At 64.1% G+C, this 25,523-nt stretch carries 30 protein-coding genes and 1 other RNA gene; 16 read left to right on the forward strand and 15 right to left on the reverse strand.

The window, feature by feature from the left end; genetic code table 11:
- Positions 1-22: 22 nt before the first annotated feature.
- The 4 genes from WJS89_RS03610 to WJS89_RS03625 form a co-directional block, all read right to left on the reverse strand.
- Positions 23-550, reverse strand: a complete 528-nt coding sequence (locus tag WJS89_RS03610; protein ID WP_346339555.1) for an NUDIX hydrolase — start codon at positions 548-550, stop codon at positions 23-25.
- Complete coding sequence (locus WJS89_RS03615) at positions 547-1,218, reverse strand: TPM domain-containing protein (protein WP_346339556.1); 672 nt, start codon at positions 1,216-1,218, stop codon at positions 547-549. The genes WJS89_RS03610 and WJS89_RS03615 overlap by 4 nt, the downstream gene beginning before the upstream one ends.
- Positions 1,219-2,094, reverse strand: coding sequence for a TPM domain-containing protein (locus tag WJS89_RS03620; protein WP_346339557.1), 876 nt, complete (start codon positions 2,092-2,094; stop codon positions 1,219-1,221). It abuts the gene before it with no gap.
- A gap of 89 nt (positions 2,095-2,183) precedes the next feature.
- Entirely contained in the window at positions 2,184-2,780 is a 597-nt protein-coding gene (locus tag WJS89_RS03625) for a LemA family protein (protein ID WP_346339558.1), read from the reverse strand.
- A gap of 121 nt (positions 2,781-2,901) precedes the next feature.
- Between WJS89_RS03625 and mscL the strand changes: the two genes are divergently transcribed.
- Positions 2,902-3,384, forward strand: a complete 483-nt coding sequence (mscL, locus tag WJS89_RS03630; protein ID WP_346339559.1) for a large conductance mechanosensitive channel protein MscL — start codon at positions 2,902-2,904, stop codon at positions 3,382-3,384.
- 50 nt (positions 3,385-3,434) lie between these two features.
- Here mscL and ssrA read toward each other — a convergent pair.
- Positions 3,435-3,780, reverse strand: a transfer-messenger RNA (tmRNA) gene (gene ssrA / locus WJS89_RS03635).
- A gap of 119 nt (positions 3,781-3,899) precedes the next feature.
- On the opposite strand from ssrA, the gene WJS89_RS03640 reads away from it, so the two are divergent.
- The 5 genes from WJS89_RS03640 to WJS89_RS03660 all read left to right on the forward strand — a co-directional run bounded on the left by WJS89_RS03640 (position 3,900) and on the right by WJS89_RS03660 (position 6,384).
- Positions 3,900-4,157, forward strand: coding sequence for a hypothetical protein (locus WJS89_RS03640; protein ID WP_346339560.1), 258 nt, complete (start codon positions 3,900-3,902; stop codon positions 4,155-4,157).
- A gap of 36 nt (positions 4,158-4,193) precedes the next feature.
- Complete coding sequence (locus WJS89_RS03645; RefSeq protein ID WP_346339561.1) at positions 4,194-4,451, forward strand: hypothetical protein; 258 nt, start codon at positions 4,194-4,196, stop codon at positions 4,449-4,451.
- Positions 4,452-4,470: 19 nt separating this feature from the next.
- On the forward strand, positions 4,471-4,743 hold the full coding sequence (locus WJS89_RS03650; protein WP_346339562.1) for a hypothetical protein: 273 nt from the start codon (positions 4,471-4,473) through the stop codon (positions 4,741-4,743).
- Positions 4,744-4,919: 176 nt separating this feature from the next.
- Positions 4,920-5,654 carry an NUDIX hydrolase gene (locus tag WJS89_RS03655; RefSeq protein ID WP_346339563.1) on the forward strand — a complete coding sequence of 245 codons (735 nt, stop codon included), beginning with the start codon at positions 4,920-4,922 and terminating at the stop codon, positions 5,652-5,654.
- Positions 5,641-6,384: an extensin-like domain-containing protein gene (locus tag WJS89_RS03660; RefSeq protein ID WP_346339564.1), complete on the forward strand. Its 744-nt coding sequence runs from the start codon at positions 5,641-5,643 to the stop codon at positions 6,382-6,384. The genes WJS89_RS03655 and WJS89_RS03660 overlap by 14 nt, the downstream gene beginning before the upstream one ends.
- A 100-nt stretch (positions 6,385-6,484) precedes the next feature.
- Here the strand turns inward: WJS89_RS03660 and WJS89_RS03665 are convergent, their stop codons facing one another.
- Complete coding sequence (locus WJS89_RS03665; RefSeq protein ID WP_346339565.1) at positions 6,485-6,760, reverse strand: SWIB/MDM2 domain-containing protein; 276 nt, start codon at positions 6,758-6,760, stop codon at positions 6,485-6,487.
- Between the two features lie 106 nt (positions 6,761-6,866).
- A complete protein-coding gene (locus WJS89_RS03670) occupies positions 6,867-7,670 on the reverse strand; it encodes an LD-carboxypeptidase (protein WP_346339566.1) in 804 nt (267 codons plus the stop codon).
- 47 nt (positions 7,671-7,717) lie between these two features.
- On the opposite strand from WJS89_RS03670, the gene WJS89_RS03675 reads away from it, so the two are divergent.
- From WJS89_RS03675 to WJS89_RS03685, 3 genes are read left to right on the forward strand one after another with little or no spacing between them, the layout of a single operon-like run.
- Complete coding sequence (locus WJS89_RS03675) at positions 7,718-9,097, forward strand: glutamate ligase domain-containing protein (protein WP_346339567.1); 1,380 nt, start codon at positions 7,718-7,720, stop codon at positions 9,095-9,097.
- Positions 9,097-9,468 (forward strand): hypothetical protein, encoded by a 372-nt coding sequence (locus WJS89_RS03680; protein WP_346339568.1) that lies wholly within the window; start codon positions 9,097-9,099, stop codon positions 9,466-9,468. Before WJS89_RS03675 ends, WJS89_RS03680 begins: the two co-directional genes overlap by 1 nt.
- Positions 9,465-9,938 (forward strand): 5' nucleotidase, NT5C type, encoded by a 474-nt coding sequence (locus WJS89_RS03685; RefSeq protein ID WP_346339569.1) that lies wholly within the window; start codon positions 9,465-9,467, stop codon positions 9,936-9,938. The genes WJS89_RS03680 and WJS89_RS03685 overlap by 4 nt, the downstream gene beginning before the upstream one ends.
- On the opposite strand, the gene WJS89_RS03690 is transcribed toward WJS89_RS03685, so the two are convergent.
- On the reverse strand, positions 9,935-10,486 hold the full coding sequence (locus tag WJS89_RS03690) for a hypothetical protein (RefSeq protein ID WP_346339570.1): 552 nt from the start codon (positions 10,484-10,486) through the stop codon (positions 9,935-9,937). The two genes, WJS89_RS03685 and WJS89_RS03690, sit on opposite strands and share 4 nt — an antisense overlap.
- A gap of 217 nt (positions 10,487-10,703) precedes the next feature.
- Positions 10,704-10,907, reverse strand: coding sequence for a hypothetical protein (locus WJS89_RS03695; RefSeq protein WP_346339571.1), 204 nt, complete (start codon positions 10,905-10,907; stop codon positions 10,704-10,706).
- Between the two features lie 142 nt (positions 10,908-11,049).
- Between WJS89_RS03695 and WJS89_RS03700 the strand changes: the two genes are divergently transcribed.
- The 3 genes from WJS89_RS03700 (at position 11,050) to WJS89_RS03710 (ending at position 13,604) form a co-directional block, all read left to right on the forward strand.
- Positions 11,050-12,267: a sensor histidine kinase gene (locus tag WJS89_RS03700; RefSeq protein ID WP_346339572.1), complete on the forward strand. Its 1,218-nt coding sequence runs from the start codon at positions 11,050-11,052 to the stop codon at positions 12,265-12,267.
- Positions 12,264-13,010 carry a LytR/AlgR family response regulator transcription factor gene (locus WJS89_RS03705; RefSeq protein ID WP_346339573.1) on the forward strand — a complete coding sequence of 249 codons (747 nt, stop codon included), beginning with the start codon at positions 12,264-12,266 and terminating at the stop codon, positions 13,008-13,010. The genes WJS89_RS03700 and WJS89_RS03705 overlap by 4 nt, the downstream gene beginning before the upstream one ends.
- Before the next feature lie 132 nt (positions 13,011-13,142).
- Positions 13,143-13,604, forward strand: a complete 462-nt coding sequence (locus WJS89_RS03710) for a hypothetical protein (RefSeq protein WP_346339574.1) — start codon at positions 13,143-13,145, stop codon at positions 13,602-13,604.
- A gap of 27 nt (positions 13,605-13,631) precedes the next feature.
- Here WJS89_RS03710 and WJS89_RS03715 read toward each other — a convergent pair whose 3' ends face one another.
- On the reverse strand, positions 13,632-14,537 hold the full coding sequence (locus WJS89_RS03715) for an energy transducer TonB (RefSeq protein WP_346339575.1): 906 nt from the start codon (positions 14,535-14,537) through the stop codon (positions 13,632-13,634).
- Entirely contained in the window at positions 14,534-15,415 is an 882-nt protein-coding gene (locus tag WJS89_RS03720) for an energy transducer TonB (RefSeq protein ID WP_346339576.1), read from the reverse strand. The genes WJS89_RS03715 and WJS89_RS03720 overlap by 4 nt, the downstream gene beginning before the upstream one ends.
- Positions 15,416-16,388: 973 nt before the next feature.
- On the opposite strand from WJS89_RS03720, the gene WJS89_RS03725 reads away from it, so the two are divergent.
- Complete coding sequence (locus WJS89_RS03725) at positions 16,389-18,767, forward strand: ATP-dependent helicase (RefSeq protein WP_346339577.1); 2,379 nt, start codon at positions 16,389-16,391, stop codon at positions 18,765-18,767.
- Positions 18,768-18,805: 38 nt separating this feature from the next.
- Here the strand turns inward: WJS89_RS03725 and WJS89_RS03730 are convergent, their stop codons facing one another.
- Positions 18,806-19,558, reverse strand: a complete 753-nt coding sequence (locus WJS89_RS03730; RefSeq protein ID WP_346339578.1) for a helix-turn-helix domain-containing protein — start codon at positions 19,556-19,558, stop codon at positions 18,806-18,808.
- Between the two features lie 120 nt (positions 19,559-19,678).
- On the opposite strand from WJS89_RS03730, the gene WJS89_RS03735 reads away from it, so the two are divergent.
- Positions 19,679-21,895, forward strand: a complete 2,217-nt coding sequence (locus WJS89_RS03735; RefSeq protein ID WP_346339579.1) for a CHASE domain-containing protein — start codon at positions 19,679-19,681, stop codon at positions 21,893-21,895.
- On the opposite strand, the gene WJS89_RS03740 is transcribed toward WJS89_RS03735, so the two are convergent.
- The 3 genes from WJS89_RS03740 to WJS89_RS03750 all read right to left on the reverse strand — a co-directional run bounded on the left by WJS89_RS03740 (position 21,892) and on the right by WJS89_RS03750 (position 24,356).
- Positions 21,892-22,455: a hypothetical protein gene (locus tag WJS89_RS03740; protein ID WP_346339580.1), complete on the reverse strand. Its 564-nt coding sequence runs from the start codon at positions 22,453-22,455 to the stop codon at positions 21,892-21,894. The genes WJS89_RS03735 and WJS89_RS03740 overlap by 4 nt on opposite strands.
- Positions 22,456-22,603: 148 nt before the next feature.
- Positions 22,604-22,831, reverse strand: a complete 228-nt coding sequence (locus tag WJS89_RS03745; RefSeq protein ID WP_346339581.1) for a hypothetical protein — start codon at positions 22,829-22,831, stop codon at positions 22,604-22,606.
- A gap of 295 nt (positions 22,832-23,126) precedes the next feature.
- The gene (locus WJS89_RS03750; RefSeq protein WP_346339582.1) at positions 23,127-24,356 is read right to left on the reverse strand and encodes a serine hydrolase domain-containing protein; all 1,230 of its coding nucleotides are present in this window, start codon (positions 24,354-24,356) and stop codon (positions 23,127-23,129) included.
- Between the two features lie 133 nt (positions 24,357-24,489).
- Between WJS89_RS03750 and WJS89_RS03755 the strand changes: the two genes are divergently transcribed.
- Both WJS89_RS03755 and pyrF read left to right on the forward strand, forming a co-directional pair.
- Complete coding sequence (locus WJS89_RS03755; protein WP_346339583.1) at positions 24,490-24,792, forward strand: hypothetical protein; 303 nt, start codon at positions 24,490-24,492, stop codon at positions 24,790-24,792.
- A gap of 13 nt (positions 24,793-24,805) precedes the next feature.
- Complete coding sequence (gene pyrF, locus WJS89_RS03760) at positions 24,806-25,492, forward strand: orotidine-5'-phosphate decarboxylase (RefSeq protein WP_346339584.1); 687 nt, start codon at positions 24,806-24,808, stop codon at positions 25,490-25,492.
- Positions 25,493-25,523: the final 31 nt, after the last annotated feature.

Consider the following 25,523-nt stretch of genomic DNA (forward strand, 5'->3'; position numbering starts at 1 on the left):
GGGTAGCATAGCGAAACTGAACCTAAGCGTAAGAGGCGCGGCTTTCGGCCAGAAACGCCATCAATCGTACGTCGACCCCGACGCCCTCGGCGCGTTTTCGCGCCACGAAATTCTCGATCTCGTCGAGCGGGACCGCATGGACGATGATGTCCTCGTTATCGACACCGCCGCCCTCGCCTACCTTCACGCAGTCATGGGCGCGAACGGCCGTAAAACTTTCCGAAACGAGGCCCGGCGAGGAGAAGAATTCGCCGACGATCTCGATACTGCCAGCCTGATAGCCTGTCTCCTCCTCAAGCTCGCGCCGCGCCGCTTTTTCGACGGTATCGTCTTCGCCGCCCTCGTCGTCGCCGATAAGGCCGGCGGGCAATTCGAGACAGGATTTCCCGATCGGGATGCGATGCTGCTCGACGATCAGCAGCCGCCCCTCGACGATCGCCTCGATCACCACCGCGCGGATCCCCCGCGCGCGGCGGACATATTCCCAGCGCCCTTCCTTCACCGCGACGATGAAATCGCCCTCATACTTGATTTCCGACGTGTCGTTCAAAGCTCGATCAGCTTGTCGGGGATCTCGTTGGTATCCTCGCTTGTCTTGGGGAAGTGCTGCTCGAGAACCAGCCCGATCTCGTGGATCGCCGCGCAGATACCGTCGGTGACGCGGCCTTCCTTCACCGGCACGAGCAAGGCCGCCATGGCCTCGGCCCACACCTCGGGTTCGACAGCCTCGGTGATCGCATCGTCATGGACGATCTCGGCGCGATGCTCGCCCATCGACAGATAGATGAGGATGCCTGTGCGCCCGATCGTGCGTCGCTCGGCGCCCGCCTTGTAGATCTGTATCGCGCGCCGCCGAACGCGCCGCGTCTTGGTCGGGCCGGGCACGAGCAGCAGCCGCAAGGGCATATAGCGCAGCGCCAGCCAGATGATGACGAACGTCAGCAGCGCGCCGAACAGCAGCATCGTCAGCAAAGCCTGCAACGTGGGCTCCGCCCAGCCGCCGAACAGCGCGACCTCGACCGCCTCCAGCGCGTCCGGGAACGTCGCCGCCAGTGCCAGCAGGACGAAGGTGCCGAGAATGGCCCATTGCAGCCCTGCGTCGTGATACTTGTCGCTCGTCTGCGCGGTCACGGCAATGATCTCGCCGTCAGATTTAAGTTCCGCCTCGGCGATCGCGGCGCTGACCCGCGCATGATCCTCAGGAGTCAGTCGTATCATCTACCAGCCTCCCGAGGCCCCGCCGCCGCCGAAGCCGCCGCCGCCGAAACCACCGCCAAAACCACCGCCGCCGCTGCCGAAACCGCCGCCACCACCGAAGCCGCCGCCACCGCCCCAGCCGCCGCGGCTCCCGCGCGAGATCGCGTCGAGGCCCCACAGCATGATCGCGACATCGCCTGAGTCCATTCCACCCCGCCGACGCCGGCGCCGGCGCTTGCCGCCCTTGCCGTCATCATCCTGATCGTCATCGTCACGACCGCGATAGCGCCGACCGGAACGGCCCATGCCGCGCAGGAAGCTGAGCGCGATGAAGGCGGCGACCATGAAAATGAAGGCGCCCGACGGGCCGGCCGATCGCTCCGAACGCGCCGCTTCCTCCTGCGCGATTTCATCGGCCCGCGCCGCCGCTTCCTCGGGCGACAAGGCAAGGCTTTCGAACATCTGCGTCAGCCCGGCACCGATTCCGCCTGCGAAATTGCCGGCCTTGAAGGCGGGGGTGATCGTGTTGCGGATGATCCGCCCCGCGACGACGTCGGGCAGGAAGACGCGCGCGCCATAGCCCGTCTCGATCCGCATCCGCCGTTCCTCGCGTGCGATCAGCAGGATGACGCCGTCGTCTTCCTCCGCATCGCCCACGCCCCACGTGCGGCCGAGTTGGTAGCCGTAATTCTCGATCGTCGAGCCATCGAGGTCCTGCAACGTTACGACGTAGATTGCTCGCCCCGTCGCCTCGAAATTGTCCTGCAACCGTCGGTTGAGCGCCAATTCTTCCGCATCCGTCAGGAACTCGCCCTGATCGAGAAACCAGCTGTTTTCTGGCGGCGGTGGGAAGTCGATATCCTGCGCCGAGGCAGGGCTCGCGAAGGCAAGTGTCATCGCAAGGAACGCCGGTAACGCGGCGACCCAGGCGATGATGTATTGCTTCGCTCGCGCTGGCATTGAGGAAAAGGACCGGGCGCTCACCCTTACTGGTCGAACTCGACCGTCGGCGCGACGTCAGCGCCGCTTGCCGCCTCGAAGGGGACCTTCGGCTCCGCGCCGTGGATCACTTTCGCGCCGATGGCGTCGGGAAAGGTGCGGATGGTGGTGTTATAGTTGCGCACGGCCTCGTTGTAATCGCGGCGCGCGACAAGGATCGAATTCTCGGTCCCTTCTAGCTGCGTCATCAGATCGGCGTAGCGCTGCTGCGACTGGAGTTCGGGGTAACGCTCCATGATGACCGTGCCCAAGAGGCTTCGCGCTCCCGACAGACCCGCCTGCGCCTCCTCGTAGGCCTGCACCGCATCCGGATTGTCGAGCTGTTCGGGCGACAGGCTGGTCGACGTCGCGCGGGCGCGGGCCTCGGTGATCTGCGTGAGCGTCGATTCCTCACGGTCGGCCGAAGCCTGAACCGTCTCGACGAGATTGCCGATAAGATCGCTGCGCCGTTGATACTCAGCCTGCAGATTACCGAATTCGGCGTTCACCTGCTCCTCGGCGGTCGGCACGCTGTTGATGCCGCAACCGGCCAGCCCGAGCGCTGCCAGCGGAACCAGAAGGCCGGTTTTCCTCACGATGCTCATGTCTGCTCAACTCCCCGTATGACTTCGTGTGTTACCAAGGTAGGACGCCAAAAGTCCTCTTTCAATGTCGAGGCGATGACATAAGGTGGCGGTGGACACAATCTTCACGGGAGACAGGATCATGTTCAAGGACTTCAAGGCGTTCATCGCCAAGGGGAACGTCATCGATCTCGCGGTGGCGGTCATCATCGGCGGCGCCTTTGCGCTGATCACCAAGGCGCTCACCGACGACATCATCATGCCGATCGTCGGCGTAATCTTCGGCGGCCTCGATTTCTCGAACTATTTCACGCTGCTGGGACCCGTTCCCGAGGGATATAGCGGGTCGATGACGAATTATGCCGAGCTGAAGGAAGCCGGCGCCGCGGTGCTCGGCTGGGGGCAGTTCCTCACCGTCATCCTCAATTTTCTCATCCTGGGATTCATCATCTTCCTCATGGTGCGCTGGGTGAAGAAGGTTATCGAAGCCCAAAAGGTGGAGGAAGAGGCCGCGCCCGAACCGGCAGGTCCGAGCGAGATCGACCTTCTCAAGGAAATCCGTGACGAATTGAAGGCGCAACGCGGGGTCGGCGCCGGATCGCCGGTCGCGGGACCGCAAGGCTAAGAAGCGAAAAATGGGGGGTTTTCTGTTGCCCGGAAACCCCCCGAACCGCTGGAATCCCCTTCTGTTGCCCGGTGGGGTCCGACCGCGCTTATTTCATTGTAACCTTAGGCGTTAGCCGTGTGGTTACGCAGCAATAGCGAGTGCTTCGTTATCGTTAGCACTTGTGAAATTGCGCCGTTGCGGTGGCATCCATACCGATCGGCAACCGGACCTTTACCACGCTCGTCGATCCTATTTCGCCCCCGTCAGCATGGGTGAAATCTTCACCCGTGGTGGTGGAGGCGCCGGGGTACTGCCCCCCGGGTCCGATGCGTTTATTCCGTCCGATACTCTACCGACATAGCCGGCGAACCGGCAAATACGCAGATAGGATGCGACGAGCGGAAGAACAAGTCATTGACATCTCGTGCCGCAAGCGGAACCATCGCGCGAGGATCGTCGTTTGTGCGATTCAATGGTGTCACGCCCCCAACGGGCGGACGCTGTGGAGACCATTCATTACAAGGAACATCATTATGAAGAAGATTGCTTTCGCCATCGCTGGCGCCGCCGCCCTTTCGCTCGCTGCTTGCAGCGCCGAACAGGACCAGGAAGACATGGTCGAAGAGCAGACCGACGCTGAAGTCGAATCGCTCGAAGAGCAGTCGGACATGGCCGAAGACATGGGCAACGAAGCCGCCGCCGAAGACCTCGAAATGCAGGCCGAACAGGTCGAAGAGCAGGGCGAAGTCGCTGAAGAAGCTGCTGAAGACGCCGACGGCGACGTTCTCTAAGAACCGCCCGACGTTTCTTACCCGGAAAACCGCACGATGAAGCGCATCGCTCGCGCGACTGTGGGTGCCTCGGCACTTGCGCTCATCGCCTGCAACCCGTCCGACGATGTCGACAGCGATGTCGCAGCGCCGGACGGGGATCCGGTCGAAATCGTTGGCGACGAGGTGGCGACATCTCCTGCCATCGACGCCGATGCGGAAGCCGAGGCCCTCGAGCAGCAGGCCGCCGATCTCGATCGCGAGATCGAAGAGGCTGAGCGTGCTGCAGACATCGCCGAGGCGGACAACCGGTAAGGCTCTGAAAGAGAAAAACATGAAAAAGATTGCCTTCGCAATTCTCGGTGCTTCGACCCTCGCCATCGCCGCTTGCGCGAACGAGGCCGATGAAGCGGCAGAAGCCGACGAGACCATCGTCGATGAAAGCTATGACGAGAATGCCGCCAGCCTCGATGAAGCGATGGACGATGGTGTCATCGAAGAAGTCGAGCAGCCGGTAGTTGAGCCGGCCCCCGCGCCTTCCACCGAAATCGGTGAAGAGGACGTGATGGCCGAGGACCCCGAAACGGACGACGTCGTCGGCCTCTAAGGGCTTCCACGGTAATCGAACCAACGAAGGAGGCCGGATGCGTTAGCCGCATCCGGCCTTTTTTGTCGTGGTGGCAGACACATTCTCGGCGCGAACTTCAATCGAACGTCCTGTGTCGAGATGCTTGCGATCAAAGAGGCTGGACGCCACGCCACTCTCCGACAATGGTGACGCGGATGAAGCCCGCAATCCCTGCTGCGACCCTGCTCCTCGTCCGCGACAATGCCCGAGGGCGCGCGGAGACCCTCATGGTCAAGCGCACGAGCACGATGGCCTTTGCCGCCAATGCATGGGTCTGGCCCGGAGGACGGATCGATGTTGCCGATACGCTCCCCGAGGGGCCGCCGCCCGACACGGTCGCGGGCGTGCGTGAAATGCTCGAGGAAGTCGGGCTCGCCGTCGGACTCGATCCGCTGCCTGACAAGGATCTCGCGTATCGCCTGCAGGCCGAACTGCTGTCCGGTGCGTCGCTTCGCGACCTTCTCGACCGCCATCGCCTCGCGTTCGTGCCGAACGCGCTGAGGCGCTTCGCGCGATGGGCGCCAGAACTCGACCTCAAACGGCGCTTCGATACCTGGTTCCTCCTGGCGCACGCGCCTGACCGCGATAGCGATCTGTCGCTACAGGAGAGCGAAGTCGCCGAGGCGCGCTGGGTCGAACCCGCGACGCTGCTCGACGAAATCGCCGCGGGCGAGGCCCACGCCATCTTTCCTACCCTGCGCACGCTGGAACGGCTTGCGCAGGCAGGCAGTACCGACGCCATCTTCGCCGATGCGGCGGCGCATCCGCCGACCAAGATCATCCCCTGGATCGAGGAGATCGACGGTGAGGAAATGATCCGCATTCCTGAAGGCCTCGGCTACCCCGTAACCTCTGTCCCCACCCGCGAAGCCTTTCGTGGCGAGCGATAGGGCACTGCAAAGCGCGCGCGGGCTGCTGGTCCTCGTCGGCCTCGCGATCGCCGCGGTCATCGCCTACATCGTCTGGCTGGAAGCGCAGCGCTACGTCGACGAACATCCCGAGAAGTTTCCCTTCACGCCCTTGTCACTGAACGACCCCGTGGGCCCTTTCACCGCGCAGAAGCTCGCCGACCTCGCTGAGGATCCGCAAGCCTGTCTCGCTCTCCTGCGCGAGGTCGACGTCGCTGATGCCCTCGCCGCCCCGCGACGTAGCGACAATCCCGAATGCGGCTACGAGGATGGTATCGCCGTCGGCGCCCTTGATGCCAATCCCGCCGACCTGATCACGGCATGCCCGGCCGCCGCTGCGCTTTACCTGTGGCAACGCGACGTCGTCACGCCCGCCGCCGAGACCCACCTGGCCAGCCCTCTTGCGTCCTTCAGCCACGCGGGCAGTTACAACTGCCGACGCCTTTACGGGCGCAGCGAGGGGGCCTGGTCGCGCCACGCTACGGCCGACGCGGTCGACATCACCGGCTTCCGGCTCGTGGACGGGCGCAGCGTCAGCGTTCTTGGCGATTGGCAAGGCGCGCCAGAGGACGCGGCCTTCCTGCGAGAGGTGCGCGACGGGGCGTGCGACCTTTTCTCCTCGGTGCTTTCACCCGATTACAACGCTGCCCACGCCGACCATTTCCACCTCGCCATGCGCGAAGGGAGCGCGGGCTGGACCGCCTGCCGCTGAGTCGTTTCGGTCCATGGATGGCATGAAAAAGGCCGCGGAAGCGTCCTGCTTCCACGGCCTCTTCATCCCGCGGCCCCAGGAGGAGCCGCCGCATCCTTGCCTACGAGAGGTGGCGCGAGAGGTGCTTGTTCATTTCGAACATGGTGCAGCGGTCCTTGCCGAAGACCTTCTGCAGCTTGTCGTCGGCGATGATTTCGCGCTTGTTCTCAGGGTTTTGCAGGTCGTTCGCCTTGATGTGCGCCCAGACCTTTGAAACCACTTCGCTGCGCGGAAGCGGGGTCGGTCCCACGATCGCCGCCAGTTCGGGCGACGGGGTCACCGGCCGCGCAAGTCCACCACCGGCTTTACGCCCCGTCCCGCTCTTCTTCTCTGCCATGTTGATTGGCCCTCCTGTTGAAAAACTAAGAGGATCAATAGAGCGCGCTTTTAGAGCGCACACAAGGGGAATGCGAACATTTCCTCTCTGTGCGAATTTCGGAAACCTAACGTTGCGCGAAGGGCACGATCCGGTTGTCGGCATCATGTCCGATATCGGCGCTCCCCCGAAACTCTATTCCGCTCCGCGCGCACCAGTGGCGCACGATCGCCTCGGGCTGCTCGCCGAAGTCCGGTTCGTTATGGGGTACCGCGCTTACGCGCCCGAGGCGCAGGCTCGCCGGACGCACCGCCTGACCCGTCAGCACGAACATCGCGCGGTCGATCGCGTAGAGATGTTCGGCGACTTCCTCGATCAACAGTTCGCAGCCTTCGAGATCGGGCGCGATCGGGGTGCCAAGCATGCTCACGAGGACTTCGAGGTTGAACGCATAGGTCGGCCGGTCGTTCGCGATGTCGGGCTCCAGCGCTGCCGCATCACGGCGGACCAACCAGGCGAGCGCCCGGTCGAGCGCGGCTTCTCCGCCCGTGCGAAGCCCGTCCTGCGCCATCGGGCCGTGCACCACCTCAACACCCTTCTGGTGCAGCGCCGAGAGGAGAAACCCGGAATCGGAATAACCCAAGACGACCTTCGAGCGGGCGCCTTCCGGCAAATCGCTGGTCAGTGCCTCGGCGATCCGGTTCGATCCGTATCCGCCCCGCGCGCACCATATCGCATCCACGCTGTCGTCGCCCAGCACTTGGCGCAGTGCGTCGAGCCGCGCCGCATCCGGCCCCGCGAAATGGCCCTGCGTCATGAACGATTGGGGGTGGATCGCAAGCTCGGCGCCCGCCGCCGCAGCGCGCGCCTCCAACATGGGTACGACGGCCCTATCGAGCGGGCAGCTCGGCGCGACGATGGCGATCCTCATGGGTCCTCCGATTGCGGTTCGCCTCCGGATGGCATAGCGACACGCCAATGACCAACAGCTACTTTTTCTGCGGCATCGGCGGTTCGGGCATGCTCCCCCTCGCCGCCATCGTCAAATCGCGCGGTGCGCACGTCTCGGGCAGCGACCGTTCGCTCGACGCGGGGCGAATGGCCGCCAAGTTCGATTATCTGCGCAACCTAGGCATCGACCTGCACGAGCAGGACGGCTCCGGCCTCGCCGAGGGTCAGACGCTGATCGCATCGGCGGCGGTCGAGGCCAGCGTGCCCGATGTGGTGCGCGCCAAGGAACTGGGGCTCGCCCGCATGGCCCGCCCTGAACTGCTCGCCGAATTGCTCAACGCCGCCGCAACCAGCATCGCCATTGGCGGCACGAGCGGCAAGTCCACCGTGACCGGCATGGTCGGCTGGATCCTCCACGAAGCCGCCCGCCGCCCTACCGTCATGAACGGCGCGGTGATGAAGAATTTCGCAGGCCCTCATGCGCCCTTTGCCAGCGCCCTCGTCGGCGACCCCGATCTGTTCGCCGCGGAAGTCGACGAGAGCGACGGATCGATTGCGCTTTACCGCCCGACGGTGGCGCTGGTGAACAACATCAGCCTCGACCATCAGTCGATGGAGGAGCTCCGCCGCCTGTTCGGTGATTTCCTGCGTGAGGGGGCCCAGCCGCTCTTCAACGCCGACGATGAAGAATGCCGCGCCATCGCGCCGGAGGACGCAGCGGGCTTCGGCTTCGATATCGCGCACGCCCCGGCCTATCGCGGTACCGATCTCGAACTGCACGACGAGGAGGTGCGCTTCACGGTCCTCAACGAGGGCGATGCGCATGCCGTTCACCTGCCCATGCCCGGCCGCCACAATGCGATGAATGCGCTTGCAGCGCTCGCCGCCTGCCACCGTGTCGGCGTATCCCTCGCCGACGGCGCTGCGGCGCTGGCGCGTTTTGCGGGATTGAAGCGCCGCCTCGAGCGTGTGGGCGAAGCCGGCGGCGTCACCGTCTACGATGATTTCGGCCACAATCCCGACAAGGTGGCTGCCACGTTGAAGACGATGCGCGCGCGCGATCGTCGCCTGCTCGTTATGTTCCAGCCGCACGGTTATGGACCGCTCTCGCAGATGGGCGAGGAACTCGCAGCGACTTTCGCCAAACATCTGCGCGAAACCGACCGGCTCTATCTTCCCGACCCCGTCTACCACGGCGGCACGGTGGACCGGAAACGCGGGAGCGACTGGTTGGCCGAACAGGTTGGAAGTATCGCGCACCACATCCCTGATCGCGACACCATCGCACAGCGGATCACCGAGGACGCGCGCCCCGGGGACATCGTGCTCGTCATGGGCGCACGCGACGACAGCCTGATCGCCTATGCGCGCGACCTCGTCGCCGCGATTGGGGAGCGCGCCGCCTGATGGCGCGACCCGTCGGCTGGATCCTCGACCCCGCCGACCGCGCTCGCCTGCTCGGCCGTTTTCCGCCTCGCTATGAGGAAACCATCGCCCACCATGTCACCTTGTGGGGACACAGGAAGCGCGCCTCGCTGCCTGCAGCCGCGAGCTTTGCCGTCGTGGGCCATGCCGATGCGGGCGACGGGATCGAAGCGCTTGTGGTGACCGTTGACGGCGAGATGGAACGACCCGACGGCAATCTTTTCCACTGCACCTGGAGCCTCGACCGCGCGCGTGGCAAAGCGCCGAAGGACAGCAATACGCTCATCGCCGAGCACGGCTTCGCTTCCGTCGCGCCGATCGCGTTCGGAGCGTCACCGGGTTTCGTGGCATGACGCCTCGGCTATTCCTCGACTGCGACGGCGTCCTCGCCGATTTCGACGGCGGCGTGCGTCATCTGACGGGGCTCGATCCCGACGCCTACACAAAAAAAGCAGGCCGCGGCGGCTTCTGGAAAACGCTTGCGCGCGCCGACGGCTTCTATGAGCATCTCGATCCGTTGCCGGGCGCGGCGGAGCTGGTGGATGCCGTACGGCACCTAGAACCGACGATCCTCACCGGACTGCCGATGGGAAAATGGGCCGAACCCCAAAAGCGCGCCTGGGCAAAAAAGCATTTTCCCGACCTTGCGGTCATCACCTGCATGGCGCGCGATAAATGGCGCTATGCCGAGCCCGGCGACGTCCTCGTCGACGATCGGGAAAAGCAACGGGCGACATGGGAGAACGAGGGCCAGGGCCGCTTCATCCTCCACACATCGCCCGCAACAACGCTCAAGGCGCTAGGCGAAATCTACGACCTCTAGGCCGCTTCCAGGTCAACCTTGTCGACCCACTCGGGCCAGAAGACCGGCTCACGCGTCGACCATCCGGCTGCCGTCGCAGCGCTCTCGCTGATCGACTGGAGCAGAATGCGGCGTCGCTCGGGGTGCAGCGTCGGCAGTCCCGCCGCCGCGCAAAACGCGCTGGGCAGCCACGGGCGCACCGCCGCGCCCAGCAGGCGCTCGTACAAAAAGCGATAGGCGGCAAAGCTGTCGATCCGGTCTTCGGCCAGATCGAACGCGCTGATCGTTGCCAGCATGCCGACGAACGGCTCGAGCATGTCGATCGCATGATCGTCGGGAATGTCCGAGCGGACATGGTCGAGCTGGACGTAGAAGCGCTTCTGCTCGCGGATCGAGCGAGCTTCTTCCTCACTGCGCGCCCATGTATCGACCGGGTCCTTGCGCCCGAAGGCGGTGTCGAGCGAACGGCGAATGTAACGCTGCGTCGCCTTGGGGAAGGAAGCGAATTCCTTCATTTCCCCGATCAGAACCGTTCCCGTGTTCGGGCCCCCACCCGTGATCCCACTCATGTCATCAGTCTCCTTTTGCCTTCAGACCGACGATAGCATGTAGTCCTTTATCAAAACTTAACCATGTTCTCGTCGTCTCTCCCGCCTGAAGCATTGAGGCAGCGAGATCGTGCACAGGCAAGCAGCAAAACACCCGCCGGAGATTAATCCGGCGGGTGCGTGAAAAAGGTCACTGTGGATAACGTTCCGTTGCGCCACCGCAACAGCTGCGGCATTTCTACTTTTTGGGCGCGTCCGAATTGGGATGCGGCTTGTCGTCCTTGCCGCGGGTTACCGAAATCGGATCGGAGGCGTCCATGGACTCATCGGAGCCAAGATCCACCTGGGCGTCCTGATCGTTCGGGTGCTTGCGCACTTCCTCCTCGATCTCCTTGCTCGGCTCGTCCTTGGCAGCATGTTCGGCTTCGTTGTCGTGATGCATGATCCTGTCTCCTGGGCTGATGTCTTGGCTTGACAACGAGCCACCTCGTGGCACCGTTCCTCGCAGGGCCAACACGCCCATTCATCGAAAAGCCGTCGGCCAAGGCTTTTACCTTCCTCTCTTTGTGCTTATCGCACCTTCCATGCAGCACGCGCCGCTCAACCGTGGAACCGTGAAACCGCTCTTTTCCGATTGGAAACTGGGGACGGGGAGCATTCTTGCCTTCTGGTTGGCCTATGGCCTGTTGGTCATCGGACGCGCGCTGCTGAGTGACGACCCCGTATCCGTGATCGCGCAGCGGTTGCCGATGGTGGGAACGGGAATCGTTCTCACCGGCTGCATCTACCTCGTCATGCAGGCGGTCGACGACGACACGAGCGTGAAACTGCGCGCCACGATCGCGGGCCTCGCCTCGATCCTCGCGGCGATCGCGCAAGCGTTCCTGATCATCGCCATGGCGCCGACCCGCAGCGGCGAAGGGGAGGAATGGCGCTTCGAAAGCAACGAGGGCGCGGTCATCACGCAGCGCGGCAACGAAATCATTGTCGAGGGCGACGTCGGCGACGGTCCGATGGTCTTCACCCTCCCGCGCATCGATGAACTCAACGAGACCATCCAGCTGCGTGCCGCTGCCGACGCCGCGGTCGTCTGGCTATTCTTCTTCGCCGCCTGGAGCGCCGTCTATCTCGCCGCCGTGTCGGCGACACAGGTGGCCGAAACCCGCCGTCGGCTCGCCGCGGCGCGCGCCGAAGCCCAGGCCGCGCAGGTCCGAGCCTTGCGCTATCAGGTCAATCCGCACTTTCTGTTCAATACGTTGAACAGCCTGTCCTCCTTGGTGATGACGGGACGACAGGAGCAGGCCGAGAGCATGCTCATCGCGCTGTCCAATTTCTTCCGCAACTCGCTATCACTCGATCCGAACGAAAGCGTGACGCTCGCGCGCGAGATCGATCTTCAGCGCCTCTACCTCCAGATCGAGCAGCAGCGCTTTCCCAAGCGCCTTGAGGTCGAGATCGACGTTCCGGACGCGCTTTCCGAAATGGCCGTTCCCGCGCTCATCCTCCAGCCGCTCGTCGAGAATGCCATCAAATATGGCGTCAGCCGCGCCAAAGACGCCGTTCATCTCTCCATCGGCGCGACCACGCTCGACGACGGTCGGGCCCGGATCTCCGTCTTCAATACCCTGCCCAAGGCCGCCGACGACCGCCGACCCATGCACGCGGGCACCGGCACCGGCCTCACCAACGTCGCCGCGCGTCTCGCCGCCCATTTCGGAAGCCGGGGCGACTGCCGCTTCGGTCCGGTCGAGGGCGGATATCGCGTGGATCTCATCATGCCTCGCGAGGAGATTTCGTCATGACCCAGAAACTCACGGTGCTGATTGCGGACGATGAGCCGCTCGCCGCCGAGCGCCTCGAAACCCTCCTCGCGCGCCGCGACGACGTCACGCACGCCGGCACCGCCGCCGACGGCGAGGAAGCAGTCGAGAAGGCAGAAGCGCTCAAGCCCGACATCGTCCTGCTCGACATCGCGATGCCGGGACTCGACGGCATAGAGGTCGCGCGCGCCTTGTCGAAGCAGCGCCCCCGCCCCGCGGTCGTCTTCGTCACGGCCTTCGATCAGTTCGCGGTCGCCGCCTTCGAGGTCGCAGCCGTCGACTATGTGATGAAGCCCGTCGAGGCGGGGCGGCTCGGCGAAGCGCTGGACCGCGCGCGCGCGCGGCTTACGGCCGAAGCCGAAGAACAAGCGTCCGAAGCCGATGAGAGCGATTATCTCGAGGAGTTCTGGGCATCCGACCTGTCGGGACTGGTCAGGATCGCCTCGACCGACATCGACCGTATTTCTGCCGAGCGCGACTATATGCGGCTCCATGTCGGCAAGCGCAGTTGGCTTGTCCACCATTCCATGGCCTCGCTCGAGCAAGGGCTCGATCCCGCGCTATTCGTCCGCCTCCACCGTTCGGCGATCGTCCGCCGCGATTTTATCGACGGCTTCTCCCGCAATGCGTCGGGCCGATGGATCGCTCGGCTCGCGGACGAGACCGAACAACCCGTTGGCCGTCTCTACTCCGATCAGGTCAAGGCCATCGCACGCCGCGACTGAGAAAGAGGTAACTTCGATTAATTTTTTGAATTGTTCGAAACCTCGGCCTTACCTTAACGTTAGGTCGTCAGGCGGGCGGGCTTTGCTGCACCAGTGAGGCTCCAGCGTGCAATTCTTGATGACGGAGTTTCGGTGCCCGACAAGGACGACAGTTATATGCTCGATGTCGTGCGCTTCTATGGCGCGCTGACGGAAGAGCGCTATCGTCACGTCGCCGCGCAAATCGAGAATCGCCAACTGTCCGAATTATTGTCGCACTGCGCGTCGAATCGCGCCGGTCTGGTTGCCCGGTTCGAAGAGGCAATCGAGGAGGTCGGTGGCGAGGTCGGCATTGCCGAATGCGCGACTTGCTGCTCGCTCGACTCCTTTGACCTTCCGGCCAACGATGACTTTGCCACTTTGCTCGATCGCCTCGCCGAGTGCGACGAAAAGGTTTCCGTCATCATCAATCGCGAACTCGATGGGCGCAAGATCAGCGCCATGGCGCATCTCGTGGTCGATGAAGCGCTGATCCTTCTCGAGGAAACGATCAAGAAGCTGAGGCGCATCATCGAACAGGCCGACGGCGCCAGGTCGGATCGCATCTCGATCTAGCCGACGAAGCGATGCCGCTGCGGCCTTTCACTCCACATACTTCGGCAACCCATCGAACCGCCCATCGCGCGCGCGTTCGATCACCGATCCGGCGAGATCCGAATGGTCGCGCGCCAGCACCATGCGGTAGACGATAGGCCCGTCGCAGAATGCCGCCTGCGCGCGCTGGGGAATGCGACAGGGAATGGGGCGGATGTCCGACGAACACACGCTCAGATCATTGCTAGCCGGATAATGATACGAAAGAGCGCATGAGGTTACTTCTGCCGCTTCCATAACGAGGTCGTAACGCTGCTCGCGGACGATTTGGGCGTCCGGCATCGATGAAGCGTCGAACATCTCGAAGAATGGAATTTCGCCCCACATGGCCCGGGCCGTCCAGACCCCCTCCGCGAAGGCCTGATCGTCGAAAAAACCATCCGCGACCTGCTCGGCGAAACCCAGATGTCCGCTCGAGCAGGGCCGGACGACCGTCTCGCCGTCGCCTCTGAACCACAGCGCGCAGGCATCCACGTCCAGCGTTTCTGAAAGAGCGAACGATAGCGCCGGAAGGATGATACTGCGCGATTCACGCTTTTTTCGCCATTCGATGGGAGGAGCGGCAAAGGTGGCGCTGACCTTTTCCCCGAGCGAATTGCGCGCGGGTTCGAAGCGCGCGCGTTCCTGCAGAATGGCGCAGGTCGTGTCGTCGAGCAGCGCATGCCCGCTGCTTTCAATGATCTCGCAGCCCGAAACCGATCCTTCGGGATCGACCGTCAGACGCGCATGCACGACCCCCTCCCAATCGTTTGACAGCGCCTCGGCGGGATAATCGTTCACCGTGAAGATGCCGGAGAGGTTTCCCCGCGGGAGCGCGGCAAGCCCCGGATCCGTGGGCTGAGGCGGCGTCTCCTGCGCGATTGCGAGCGTCGCTAAAACGGCGAGGAGGGTCACTGCACGGCCTGTCCTTCCGTCCCCGGCCATTCCGACAGCGGGCGGTCGTGCACGACGCGGTAGATGACTGTTCGCTCGGCTCCGGGCGGCGGAAGGCGCAGGTTGGGCTTGCCGTCTTCGACGGTGTGCGGACAGGACACCGCCGCCATCCCCATCGCAACTGAATTGCCGTCAATCGACGTTGGCGCACGACCTGCGCAGCCCATGAAACTCCCGTTGTCGATATAAGCAAGCGTCAGACCGTTTCCGCGCGCGGACCAGCGTTCTTCCGCGGTTTCCATAAAGGCGTTCAGCGTAGTGTTGCGCTCGATCGCGAAGGTGATGACCAATGCCTTATCCGCCATCTCGCTCGCGGTGCCTTCGATCTCGACGGCCTCGACCCAGCGCTGCCACGGAGCACATTCGCGCAACAAACCCCCAACCACGGCTGTGCATCGCTCTACGCCGCCCCTCTCTGCCACATCCAACCAGATTTCCATCGGCTCGAGTTGTTCGGGAAACAGCGTTTCATTCAGGATCGTCTTCTTTGGCTCGGGTATTTTTCCGGGAATGGCGAAAGTGATCGTCGGCATGAGGTAGGTCGATGTGACCGCCCTTCCCGAAGAATCGAGCGCGGGATGGAAACGAGCGTTCCGACGCGTTTCCGCGCAGGTCATCCGGTCGAGTGAGCGACTGCCGCTCGACTGCATCACGGTGCAATCACTGACGCCGCCCTTGGCGTTCACGTCGACCAGGACGCGCACTGATCCGACTCCTTTATTACGGAGCGCTTCGGCGGGATAATCTTCGGACCCGATGATCGCCGTGGGTTGGATAGGACGCGCCGGGACGGCGATCACCTCTTGCGCGAGAACTGGCTCGGAAAACGCCATCGCCATGACAAGAGTGCATACTGTTAGAGAGTGTTTGGAGATCTGCATAATGCATCCTGACGCCTCACTGACGGGCGGCCGCCCAGGACATCATCCTAGAAGAGTTCCGATACCCCGCAACCCTCTCCGCCGTCGCGAACTGCAGTCAACCGCGATGCGGGACTTCACCCTACCTCGTGCCTTCCGATAATCGTCGAACCCGCCCCAAACGAGAATGGGGACCAGAAGCAGAGCTTCTGATCCCCACATGCGCCGAGCAACTTTGCCGGTGTTGGTCCGGTTTGCCGTCCGCCCGAAGGCTTTCGGCCACCTCGACCATCCTCGCGCGCCTGCTCAGGCGTCGCTCGTTACCATCCGGTCTGCCCCCATACAGGGGCTCTCCCGTAGCAGCCTTTGCATGACGTCATTGCGAGCTTGCACTCACGATGACTTCTGCTCCGGCGTCTTCGACAGCCGCACCGTCAAGCGATGCGCCTCCGAGTGGCTCGTGGCGGCCCTTCTTGGACCAGGGACCTTGTCGCGCCCATCGCTCCCGTCGCCCGAAGGCGAAAGCAGCGCAGCTGCGTCAGGCACCCCTGGTTCTTCCGGCGCCTCTCAAACCGGCTGGTCCAAGATGGTGGCAGCTGGGTTCGACACCCTTTCGGTCCGAAGACCGTCCGGGCTCCCCCGGTCGCCGCATCTCATCGCCTGCCGGCGGAGATCGGAACTTGCGATCCCTTCCTTCCGAAGAAGGCCGGGCGCTTCGTCCCGATCACCCATTCTTTATGGGCGGAAGCGGCAAGGTTTCCAATCGCTTAAAGGATGTTTCTGCCTGTGGATAACGGGGATATCGTGCGTAAGTGGCGAATTTCGCGGGCACGACGGCAGAATTGCAGGCCCCCTACCCCGCGCCAAGCCGATTCGCAAGGGCCACGCGAACGCGTCGGACGGGTGATCCGTCCGGGTTGCCCAAATGTTCCGCTCGCCCTACCTGTCACGCGTGACCGAATCCGTATCTCCCGAACCTTCCGGCGACACGCCGCCGCCCGCCTATCTCGCGCGGCTCAACCCCGCTCAGCGCGAGGCCGCCGAAGCGTTGGACGGCCCCGTGCTCATCCTCGCGGGTGCGGGCACGGGCAAGACCGCCACGCTCACCGCTCGCCTCGCCCACCTCATCGCCACGCGCCGCGCCTGGCCCAGTCAGATCCTCGCCGTCACCTTCACCAACAAGGCCGCCCGCGAAATGAAGGAGCGCGTCGCCGAGATCACCGGCGGTGCGGTGGACAATATGCCCTGGCTCGGCACCTTCCACAGCGTCTGCGCGCGGATGCTCCGCCGTCACGCCGAACTGGTCGGCCTCCAGAGCAATTTCACCATCATCGATACCGACGACCAGCTACGCCTGCTGAAGCAGCTCGTCGAAGCTGCGCAGATCGACCCCAAGCGCTGGCCGCCGCGCGCGCTGGCGGGGCTCATCGATCAGTGGAAGAACAAGGGCCTGACCCCCGCCCATATCGAGCCCGCCGACGCCCAGGCGTGGGGGGATGGCAAGGCGGGCGACCTCTATGCGCAATATCAGGAACGGCTGAAGGCCGTGAACGCTGCCGACTTCGGCGACCTGCTGCTGCATATGCTCACGATCTTCAAGAAGCATCCCGATGTGCTCGAAGAATGGCGGAAGCGCTTCAAATATCTGCTCGTCGACGAATATCAGGATACGAACGCGTCGCAGTACGAATGGCTGAGGCTGCTCGCCGCGCCCGACAACAACATCGCCTGTGTCGGCGATGACGACCAGTCGATCTATTCGTGGCGCGGCGCCGACGTGTCCAACATCCTGCGCTTCGAGCGCGATTTCCCCGGCGCCAAGATCGTCCGCCTCGAGCAGAACTACCGCTCGACCGGCCATATCCTCGCAGCCGCGGGCGGGGTCATCGCGCACAATTCCGGGCGTCTCGGCAAGCAGCTCTGGACCGAAGCGGGCATGGGCGACAAGGTCCGCGTCATCGGCGTGTGGGACGGCCCCGAGGAAGCGCGCCGCGTCGGCGAGGAGATCGAGAACCAGGTTTCCAAAGGCCGGTCGTTGAACGACGTCGCGATCCTCGTGCGCGCCCAGCACCAGACCCGCGAGTTCGAAGAGCGCTTCATCGCCATCGGCATGGACTATCAGATCATCGGCGGCTTCCGGTTCTACGAACGTGCCGAGATCCGCGACGCCATCGCCTATCTGCGCCTCGTCCACCAGCCGCAGGACGACCTCGCCTTCGACCGCATCGTCAACACCCCGAAACGCGGTCTCGGCGACAAAGCCGTTGCGACCATCCACCAGTTCGCCCGTCGCACGGGGGACTCGCTCCTCCTCGCCGCCGCGCAGTTGCTCGACAGCGACGAACTGCAGGCACGCGCGCGTGGGAGCCTCGGGCGTTTCGTTGCCGACATCGCCCGCTGGCGCACGCTCGGTGCCGGCACCTCGCCGATGCCAACCGATAGCGGCGAGCGTCAGGTGATGGAGAGCGGGACCAAGGCACTGACACCCTCCGAACTCATGCAACAGGTCATGGAGGAATCGGGCTATGTCGCCATGCTCCAGGCCGACAAGTCCGCCGAGGCGCAAGGCCGCCTCGACAACCTCGCCGAACTCGCCCGCGCGATGGAGGAATATGACACGCTCGAGAGCTTCCTCGAACATGTCAGCCTCGTCATGGACACCGACCGCGGCGCCGACGGCGAACGCGTCACGCTCATGACCATCCACGCCGCCAAGGGACTCGAATTCCCCGTCGTCTTCTGCGCCGGCTGGGAAGAGGGCCTGTTCCCCTCACAGCGCGCGCTCGACGAAGGCGGACAGGCCAGCCTCGAGGAAGAACGTCGCCTGGCCTATGTGGCGCTTACCCGCGCCCGCGAACGCGCTACCGTCCTCCACGCCGCCAATCGCCGCATCTACGGCCAGTGGACCAGCTCCATTCCCTCGCGCTTCGTCGAGGAGATCCCCGAGGATCATACCGAGGAAGAGCAGACGATGACCGGCGGCGCCTCGCTCTGGCAGGCACAGTTCAGCGCCAACGATGATCCCTTCGCCCATGTCGCCCGTCCCGCCTCGCGTGGCCCCGGCTTCAAGCGCGCCGTTTCCTCGGCGGGCGACGAACGCCTGTCGCGCGGCGAGCTCATCGCCCGCAGCCGCGGACCGTTGGACAGCAAGGCAAGCGCCGTTTCCCTCGGCAACAAGGGCCGCGACGACCTCGAACTCGGCCAGCGCGTTTTCCATGGCAAGTTCGGCTACGGCACCATCGCACTCATCGAAGGCAACAAGCTCGAGATCGACTTCGAGAAAGCCGGGCGCAAGCGGGTCGTCGACAGCTTCGTCAATCTCGAGGGCTGAGCAAGCGCGGGCCGCTACCCCCGCGCACGGCGATACGCCTACTGCGCGTCGGGATTGTCGACGTCGATCTTTGCGACTTTCCACGCACCGCCCGTGCGTGCCATGACGATCCTCTCGATGCGTCGCTCGCCATCGAGCCGCGCGGTATCGAACGTGAGGATCTCGAGACGCTCGTGATCGGGGTTGGCGGGCTTCTCGATGCGCTCGACCTTGGTCAGGGTCCGCTGCGCGGCGCCGCCTTTCATGCGATTCATCAGCACGCCCAGTTCCCAGATGTCGAAATTGTAGCTCTCGCGCAGGCTGGGCGCCGCAGCGGCATAGGTACCCTTTGCGTCACCCGCATCCAGCTTGGTGAGGAAGTCGAGCGCCGGCGCGGATGATTGCGCGCTCGTCGGGGTGACCGACTGCACGGGATGCGTATCGGCGCGCGACACGTCATCCGCGATGGACATCATGACTATAATTCCTTTCCGGCGCATCGGCGAGCGCAGAGAGAGGCGCCGCTTCAGGGATGCGTCGGCACCGTCATCGTCCGTCGGGTAGTCGCGATCATCCCCCAACGGCTTGTGCACGAGCGGTTCGGGGGTCTCTCCCTCGGTTTCGGCCAGCGCCAATGCGGCTTCGCGGCTGCTCGAAGTCCCCAGCTTACGCCGTGCGCTCCGTAGCCGGTCGTTGATCGCATGGTGCGATATGCCCAATTCGCGCGCGCTCGACTTGGCATCGTGCCCGGCCAGCAGCAGCCGCAGTGCCTCACGCTCCTTTTCGCTTAGATCGTCGATACCGCTGTCCATTGCTGCAACCTACCCTGCTCGACGGGGAGCGCCAAGCGTGCCGCCGTTCTCCACGGCGGGAACCGCCTCTGTGTCGGCTGGTTGACAGAGCGATCGAGATTCCGGGGATCGCTGCCGTTCATGTCCTTGTTGCGTCGCTACCGCCTGCCGTTGTTCGTCTTTGTCGCGGGCCTGGTGCTGAGTGCGATCGCCGCGATGGCCGCCCACGCGGATTCCCAGCGTCGCTACGCGCAACAGCTCGAACGTCTTGCAGACCGCGCCGCACTCTCGGTGGAAAACAAGTTCGCGCTGCAGTCCGCCGTCCTGCGTGGGGGAGCCGCCCTCTTCCGCGCTTCCAATGCCGTGACCGAACGCGACTTCTCCCGTTATGTCGAGAGGCAGAATCTCACCCGGTTCAATCCCGGTATCGGCGGGGTCGGCTTTGCCGTCTATGCACCCAGCATCGGCGAGGCCAATCGGCTCGCGTCCGCCTATCGGCAAGGTGAACCATTCGGATTTCTCTGGCCCGAGGGCAGCCGTGACGGCTACTCCATCATCACCTTCCTCGAACCCCAGAACGACCGTAACCGTGTTGCCCTCGCCTTCGATATGATGAGCGAGGCCAAACGCCGAGCCGCGATGGAACGCGCACGCAAGACGGGGGAGATCGCGCTCTCGGACAAGATCGAGTTGGTGCAGGAAATCGACGAAAACAAGCAGGCGGGCCTGCTCCTCTACATGCCCGTTACCCAACCGATCGGTGGTCAGGACACCTTCATCGGATGGATCTACTCGCCGCTGCGCGCAACCGATCTCTTCAGCACCATCACCGACGAGCCGCTTTACGAGGATGTCGAGGTCGGCGTGTATAGCGGCGAGCCGTCGACCGAGACATTGCTGTTCGAGAATCTGGACGCGGAGATCCTGCCCTTTCCCGCAACGCGTGAATTGACCATCGGTGGCAACCGCCTCTTCATCCGCGTCAGCCCGACGCCCTCATACTATTCTCCCAGTCCGGTCGCCGGCATGGCGATGACTTTCCTGACCGGCCTCGCCCTCACGGCGCTCGTCGCCCTGCTGATTTCGCAGCAACAACGCGGCCGCCTCCGGGTGGAGCAGCAGGTGCGCGCGCGAACGCGGGACCTAGAAGCCGCCAACGAGCAATTGATCGCGGAGGCCGCAGCGAGGGCCGAGGCCGAGGCGCAGGTTCGCCACATGCAGAAGATGGAGGCGGTCGGGCAATTGTCAGGCGGCATCGCGCACGACTTCAATAACATGCTCGCCATCATCACCGGCAATGTCGACATGGCGCAGCGCAGCACTGATGCCGGCAAGCGCGACAAGGCTCTCTCGCGCGCCATGCTCGGCGCGAACAAGGCCGCCGAACTCACCCAGCGCCTGCTCGCCTTCTCGCGTCGTCAGACGCTGCTGCCCGAGACGGTCGACTGCAACCGCATGGTCGCCGAAATGTCCGAACTTCTGCGCCGGACGCTCGGCGAACAGATTCAGCTCGAGACCGTGCTCGCGGGCGGCCTGTGGCCCGTCACCGTCGATCCCAGCCAGCTCGAGAATGCCATCGCCAACCTCGCCGTCAACGCGCGCGACGCCATGCCCGACGGCGGCCGCCTCACCATCGAGACGAGCAACTGCCACCTCGACCGCGCTTATGCCGAAGAACATGAGGACGCGCCCGAAGGGCAGTTCGTTCTTATCGCAGTCACGGACACCGGCACCGGCATGAGCGAGGAGGTCCAGGCAAAGGCCATCGACCCCTTCTTCACCACCAAGGAGATCGGCAAGGGCACCGGCCTCGGCCTGTCCCAGGTGTTCGGTTTCCTCAAGCAATCCGGCGGCCATTTCGCGCTTTATTCAGAGGAAGGGGAAGGCACCACGATCAAGCTCTACCTTCCCCGCGCCGCGCGTGCGGCGAAGACCGGAACGATCGCCAGCAAGGTCGACGGCGACGACCTGCCGCACGCCGTCGCGGGCGAAACCGTTCTCGTCGTCGAGGACGAACCCGCCGTGCGCGAGACCAGCCTGAGCGCGCTCCAGTCGCTGGGCTATACTACACTCGAGGCCGCCGACGGCGAGGCCGCGCTCGCCATCGTCGCCAGTGATGCCCGCATCGACCTGCTGTTCACCGATGTCGTCATGCCCCGGATGGACGGTCGCCGCCTCGCGGACTCGGCGCTCGAGGCACGCCCCGATCTCGCCGTTCTGTTTACGACCGGCTTCACGCCCAACGCCATCGTCCACAACGAGCGCTTGGACGAAGGCGTCACGCTTTTGCCCAAACCGTACAATCTTCCGAGACTGGCGCTCGCGGTCAGGCGAGCGATTGATCGCTCGGGGCGTTAGCCGAGGCTCCGGCCGAGCCAAGTGATGGGGCCGATCGCCATCAGTGCCAGCACGACCCAGTCGACCCAGCGTCGCCGCGCCACCGCTGCGGCCAGCACCGCGCCGAGCAGCAGCGTGTCGACCGCGCGCTGCCAGAAATAGATCGCCACATCGCCAATGCTGTCCGTGTAGATGATGACGTCCTCGAGAAAATCGAGCGCGATGAGCACGAACAGCAACCCCCAAAGGTAACGCGACTCCCGCGCCCAGAAGGCGGTCAGGTCAATCCCTGCCGCGGGACCCTCGCCGTCGGCGTCGGGCAGGCTCGCACTCGCCAGCAGGAAGATGAGGACTAGCGTCGCGAGCGTCGGCAGGAAGCCGCCGATCGTGATTGCGCCCGACGCGCCCGCGACCGCCCACCAGGTCATCACCACGCTCAGCACCACAAGTGCTGCGAAGACGAGCGGCAGCGCGTCCCAGCGCACCCGGTCGCGCGCTCGCAGCAGCCGGTGCAGGCTCGTCAGCAGATCGGTCAGCGCGACGCCGACGATCAGCGACGCAAAGACGATAGCCCCCTCCATGTTTGCTACGAAAGCGCAAGAAGGACCCCGATGCAAGATTTCCGCTCGGGCGCCCGGAGGGTCACCGCCGTCTCGCGCGCGCCTCAACGAAAAACGGGCGCCCCGTCGGGACGCCCGTTTTCGTATCTTCGATTAAGAAGCGCTCTCGTCAGGCTGGCATCGGCTGCTGCATCTGCGCTTGCTCGGCGCGCATCTCGGCCTTGCGAATTTCTTCGGCCGCACGCAGCTTGTCGGCGGCGATGGCGCGGTTGGCGAGCTTTTCCCAGCTCGCAGCGGCGCGTTCGTGACGCTCCTTCACCTTGGCCAGCGTGGCGGCTTCGGCCTTGGCGCGTTCTTCTTCCATCCGTTCGATGAGGAATTCGGTTTGGTGGGCCAAAAAAGGTCTCCTAGCATTGAGGCGACGCTTCACGGTTGCGACGCCCGGGGGAACGGAAACGTCAGCGTTGGTTGGGCGGACGCCCGCACCGGACGGTGCGTGCTGACGGGTAGAATATCGGAATCGCTCGTGGGGCCGTAAGCGGCGGGACGGCGTGGTGCCAGTCTAGGGGGAGCGATCGGGCGATAGTGGGACTGTTGTAGAAGAGAAACAACAAAAAGGCAAAAAACCGCCATTTCCGCGATAAATCGCAGGTTGCAACCGATTCGCTGCGAAAACGACTCCGAAAGCGACTCTAGGCCCCCGCTTCTCCAAGCTCGAGCCAGTCGCGCTTTTCCAGCCCGTAGAGCATGTCGAGAAACTCGAACTGGAGACCGTGCGGTTGCCCCGTGTCGCTGTTCCAGAAGGCGACGATCCCGCTCTTGCGTGCCGGATCCATGAGAATGAAGCTACGGTAGCCGTCGACACCCCCGCGATGGCCGACAATCGTATGGCCTGCATACTCATACGTCCGCCACCCCAGGCCATAGCGCGCATCCGACAGGCGTTCGCGATAATTGCGCATCCGCCGCATCTCGCCCGGGGTCTCGATCAGCGGGCGGTGGGCTTCCTCCAACATCTCGGGGGAGACGATGTTAGGCATCCCGCCGAGCTGCGCCTTGAGCCACAGCCCTGCATCGAGGATCGAGCTGTTGATGCCACCCGCCGCAGGCACGCCATAATAGTGTTGGTCGACCTCATATTCGCGCCCGCCACGATTGAACGGGTGGGCCCAGCGCTTCGCCTCGACCAGCCCGTCGCGGGTCGCGCTGGCGTGAGTCATGCCGAGCGGACCGAAAAGTCTTTCCTTCAGCACCGTATCGTAGGTCTGGCCGGTGACCTTTTCGATCGCTTCGGAAGAGGCGTCAAAGGCGACATTCTGGTAGCTCCAGCATGTGCCGATGGGACAGACCTGCGACAATTCGCCCAGCTGCTGGCGGATCTGGCGGGGGTCCTGCCCCTCTTCGAGCCGATCGTCATAGGCATTGCGCCATAGCCCGAGCCGATGCGAAAGCGTATCGCGAAGCGTCGCGGTGAACTGGTTGTTGTCGGGGAGCCGCAGCGAGGCGGCATATTGCGCTATCGGCGCGTCGAGCGACAATTCGCCCTCCGCATCGAGTTTGGCGGCCATCGTTCCGGCCACGCCCTTGGACACCGACGCCCAGCGGAAAATGGTGTCGATATCGACCGGATCGCCCTCCTCGACTTCGGTCTCGCCATAGCCCTTGAGGAACGCGATCTCGCCATCGACGACCACGCCCACCGCCATCGCGACCATCGGACCATGCTCGTCCATGAGCCGATGGAGCCGCGCATCCATCGCGATGAAGTCGATGCTCTCGCGCTCGGCCGCCTGGACGGGCGCCAGCGGCGCGCGAACCACTGCGCTGGTCTCTTCTTCTTCCACCGCCGCCGGTTCGGCGCCCAGCACCTTCGCTCCGCCAACCACGCAGGCGAACAGCAGAAGCGGAAGTGCCAGATTCATTACCCGTGAATTGTTTGTCACCCGCGCCTTCTCTCCAGTCGCTCGCGATACATTTCGTCCGACCACGAGCGAAAGGCCCGGCAAGTCGAAGCGAGCTTTACGTTATCACCGCGCTCGGGCAAGACCCTGCGCCATGCGAACCGTTCGATTGATTGCATTGGGCGCCATCCTGCTCTTCCTCGTCGTCATGACGCTGACCAACTGGCACGATGTGATGATCGACCTATGGGGCGGACAGCGCATGGCGATCAAGCTTCCGCTTCTGCTCGCGCTGACCTTCCTCGGCGGCTTTCTCCCGACCTGGCTCGTCGATCGCTGGCGGATCGGACGATTGAAAAAGCGCCTTTCGCAGTATGAGAGCGTCGACACGCATCGCCCTCCCCAGCCACCCGAACCTCGCCGTGCGCCCCCGCCGGAACCCACCAGCCCCTTCTAGAGGTAGTGCATCCATGACCAGTCCCGTTTTCGTCGCCATCGATACGCCGCGCGTCGACGTCGCGCAGAATCTCGCTGTCGCGGTCAAATCCCACGCGGCCGGGCTCAAGCTCGGACTCGAATTCTTCAATGCCGAGGGCCGCGAAGGCGTCAAACGTCTGCGCGAGCGTGGTCTGCCCATCTTCCTCGACCTGAAACTCCACGACATTCCCAACACGGTCGCCAGAGCGGTCGAGGCCATCGCCGACCTTCGTCCGCGCATCCTCACCGTCCATGCCGCGGGCGGGATCGAGATGATGCGCGCTGCCAAGCAGGCCGCGGGTGATGTCACCAAGGTGGTCGGCGTGACCATGCTCACCAGCCTCGACGACGAGGATCTGAAGCGCGGCGGTGTCGGCATGAAGTCGCGCGCCTACGTCGATCGGCTCGCCGATCTCTCGCGCGAAGCGGGGCTCGACGGCATCGTCTGCTCGGGGCTCGAGGTGAAAGCGATGCGCAAGGCCTGGCCAGAGGGCTATCTCGTCGTGCCGGGCGTGCGGCCAGAGGGAGCGGTGACGAATGCCGACCAGAAGCGCGTCGTCACGCCGCAGGATGCGGTGCGCGATGGCGCTTCGGCCCTCGTCATCGGGCGTCCGATCACCGAGGCCAGCGATCCGCAGGCGGCAATCAAGGCCATCGCCGGAGATCTCGACGCGCTTTGACAGTCGGCCGGGCACGACGTAGCACCGCGCC

It is taken from the genome of Sphingomicrobium aquimarinum, assembly GCF_039655735.1.
Classification (GTDB): domain Bacteria; phylum Pseudomonadota; class Alphaproteobacteria; order Sphingomonadales; family Sphingomonadaceae; genus Sphingomicrobium; species Sphingomicrobium aquimarinum.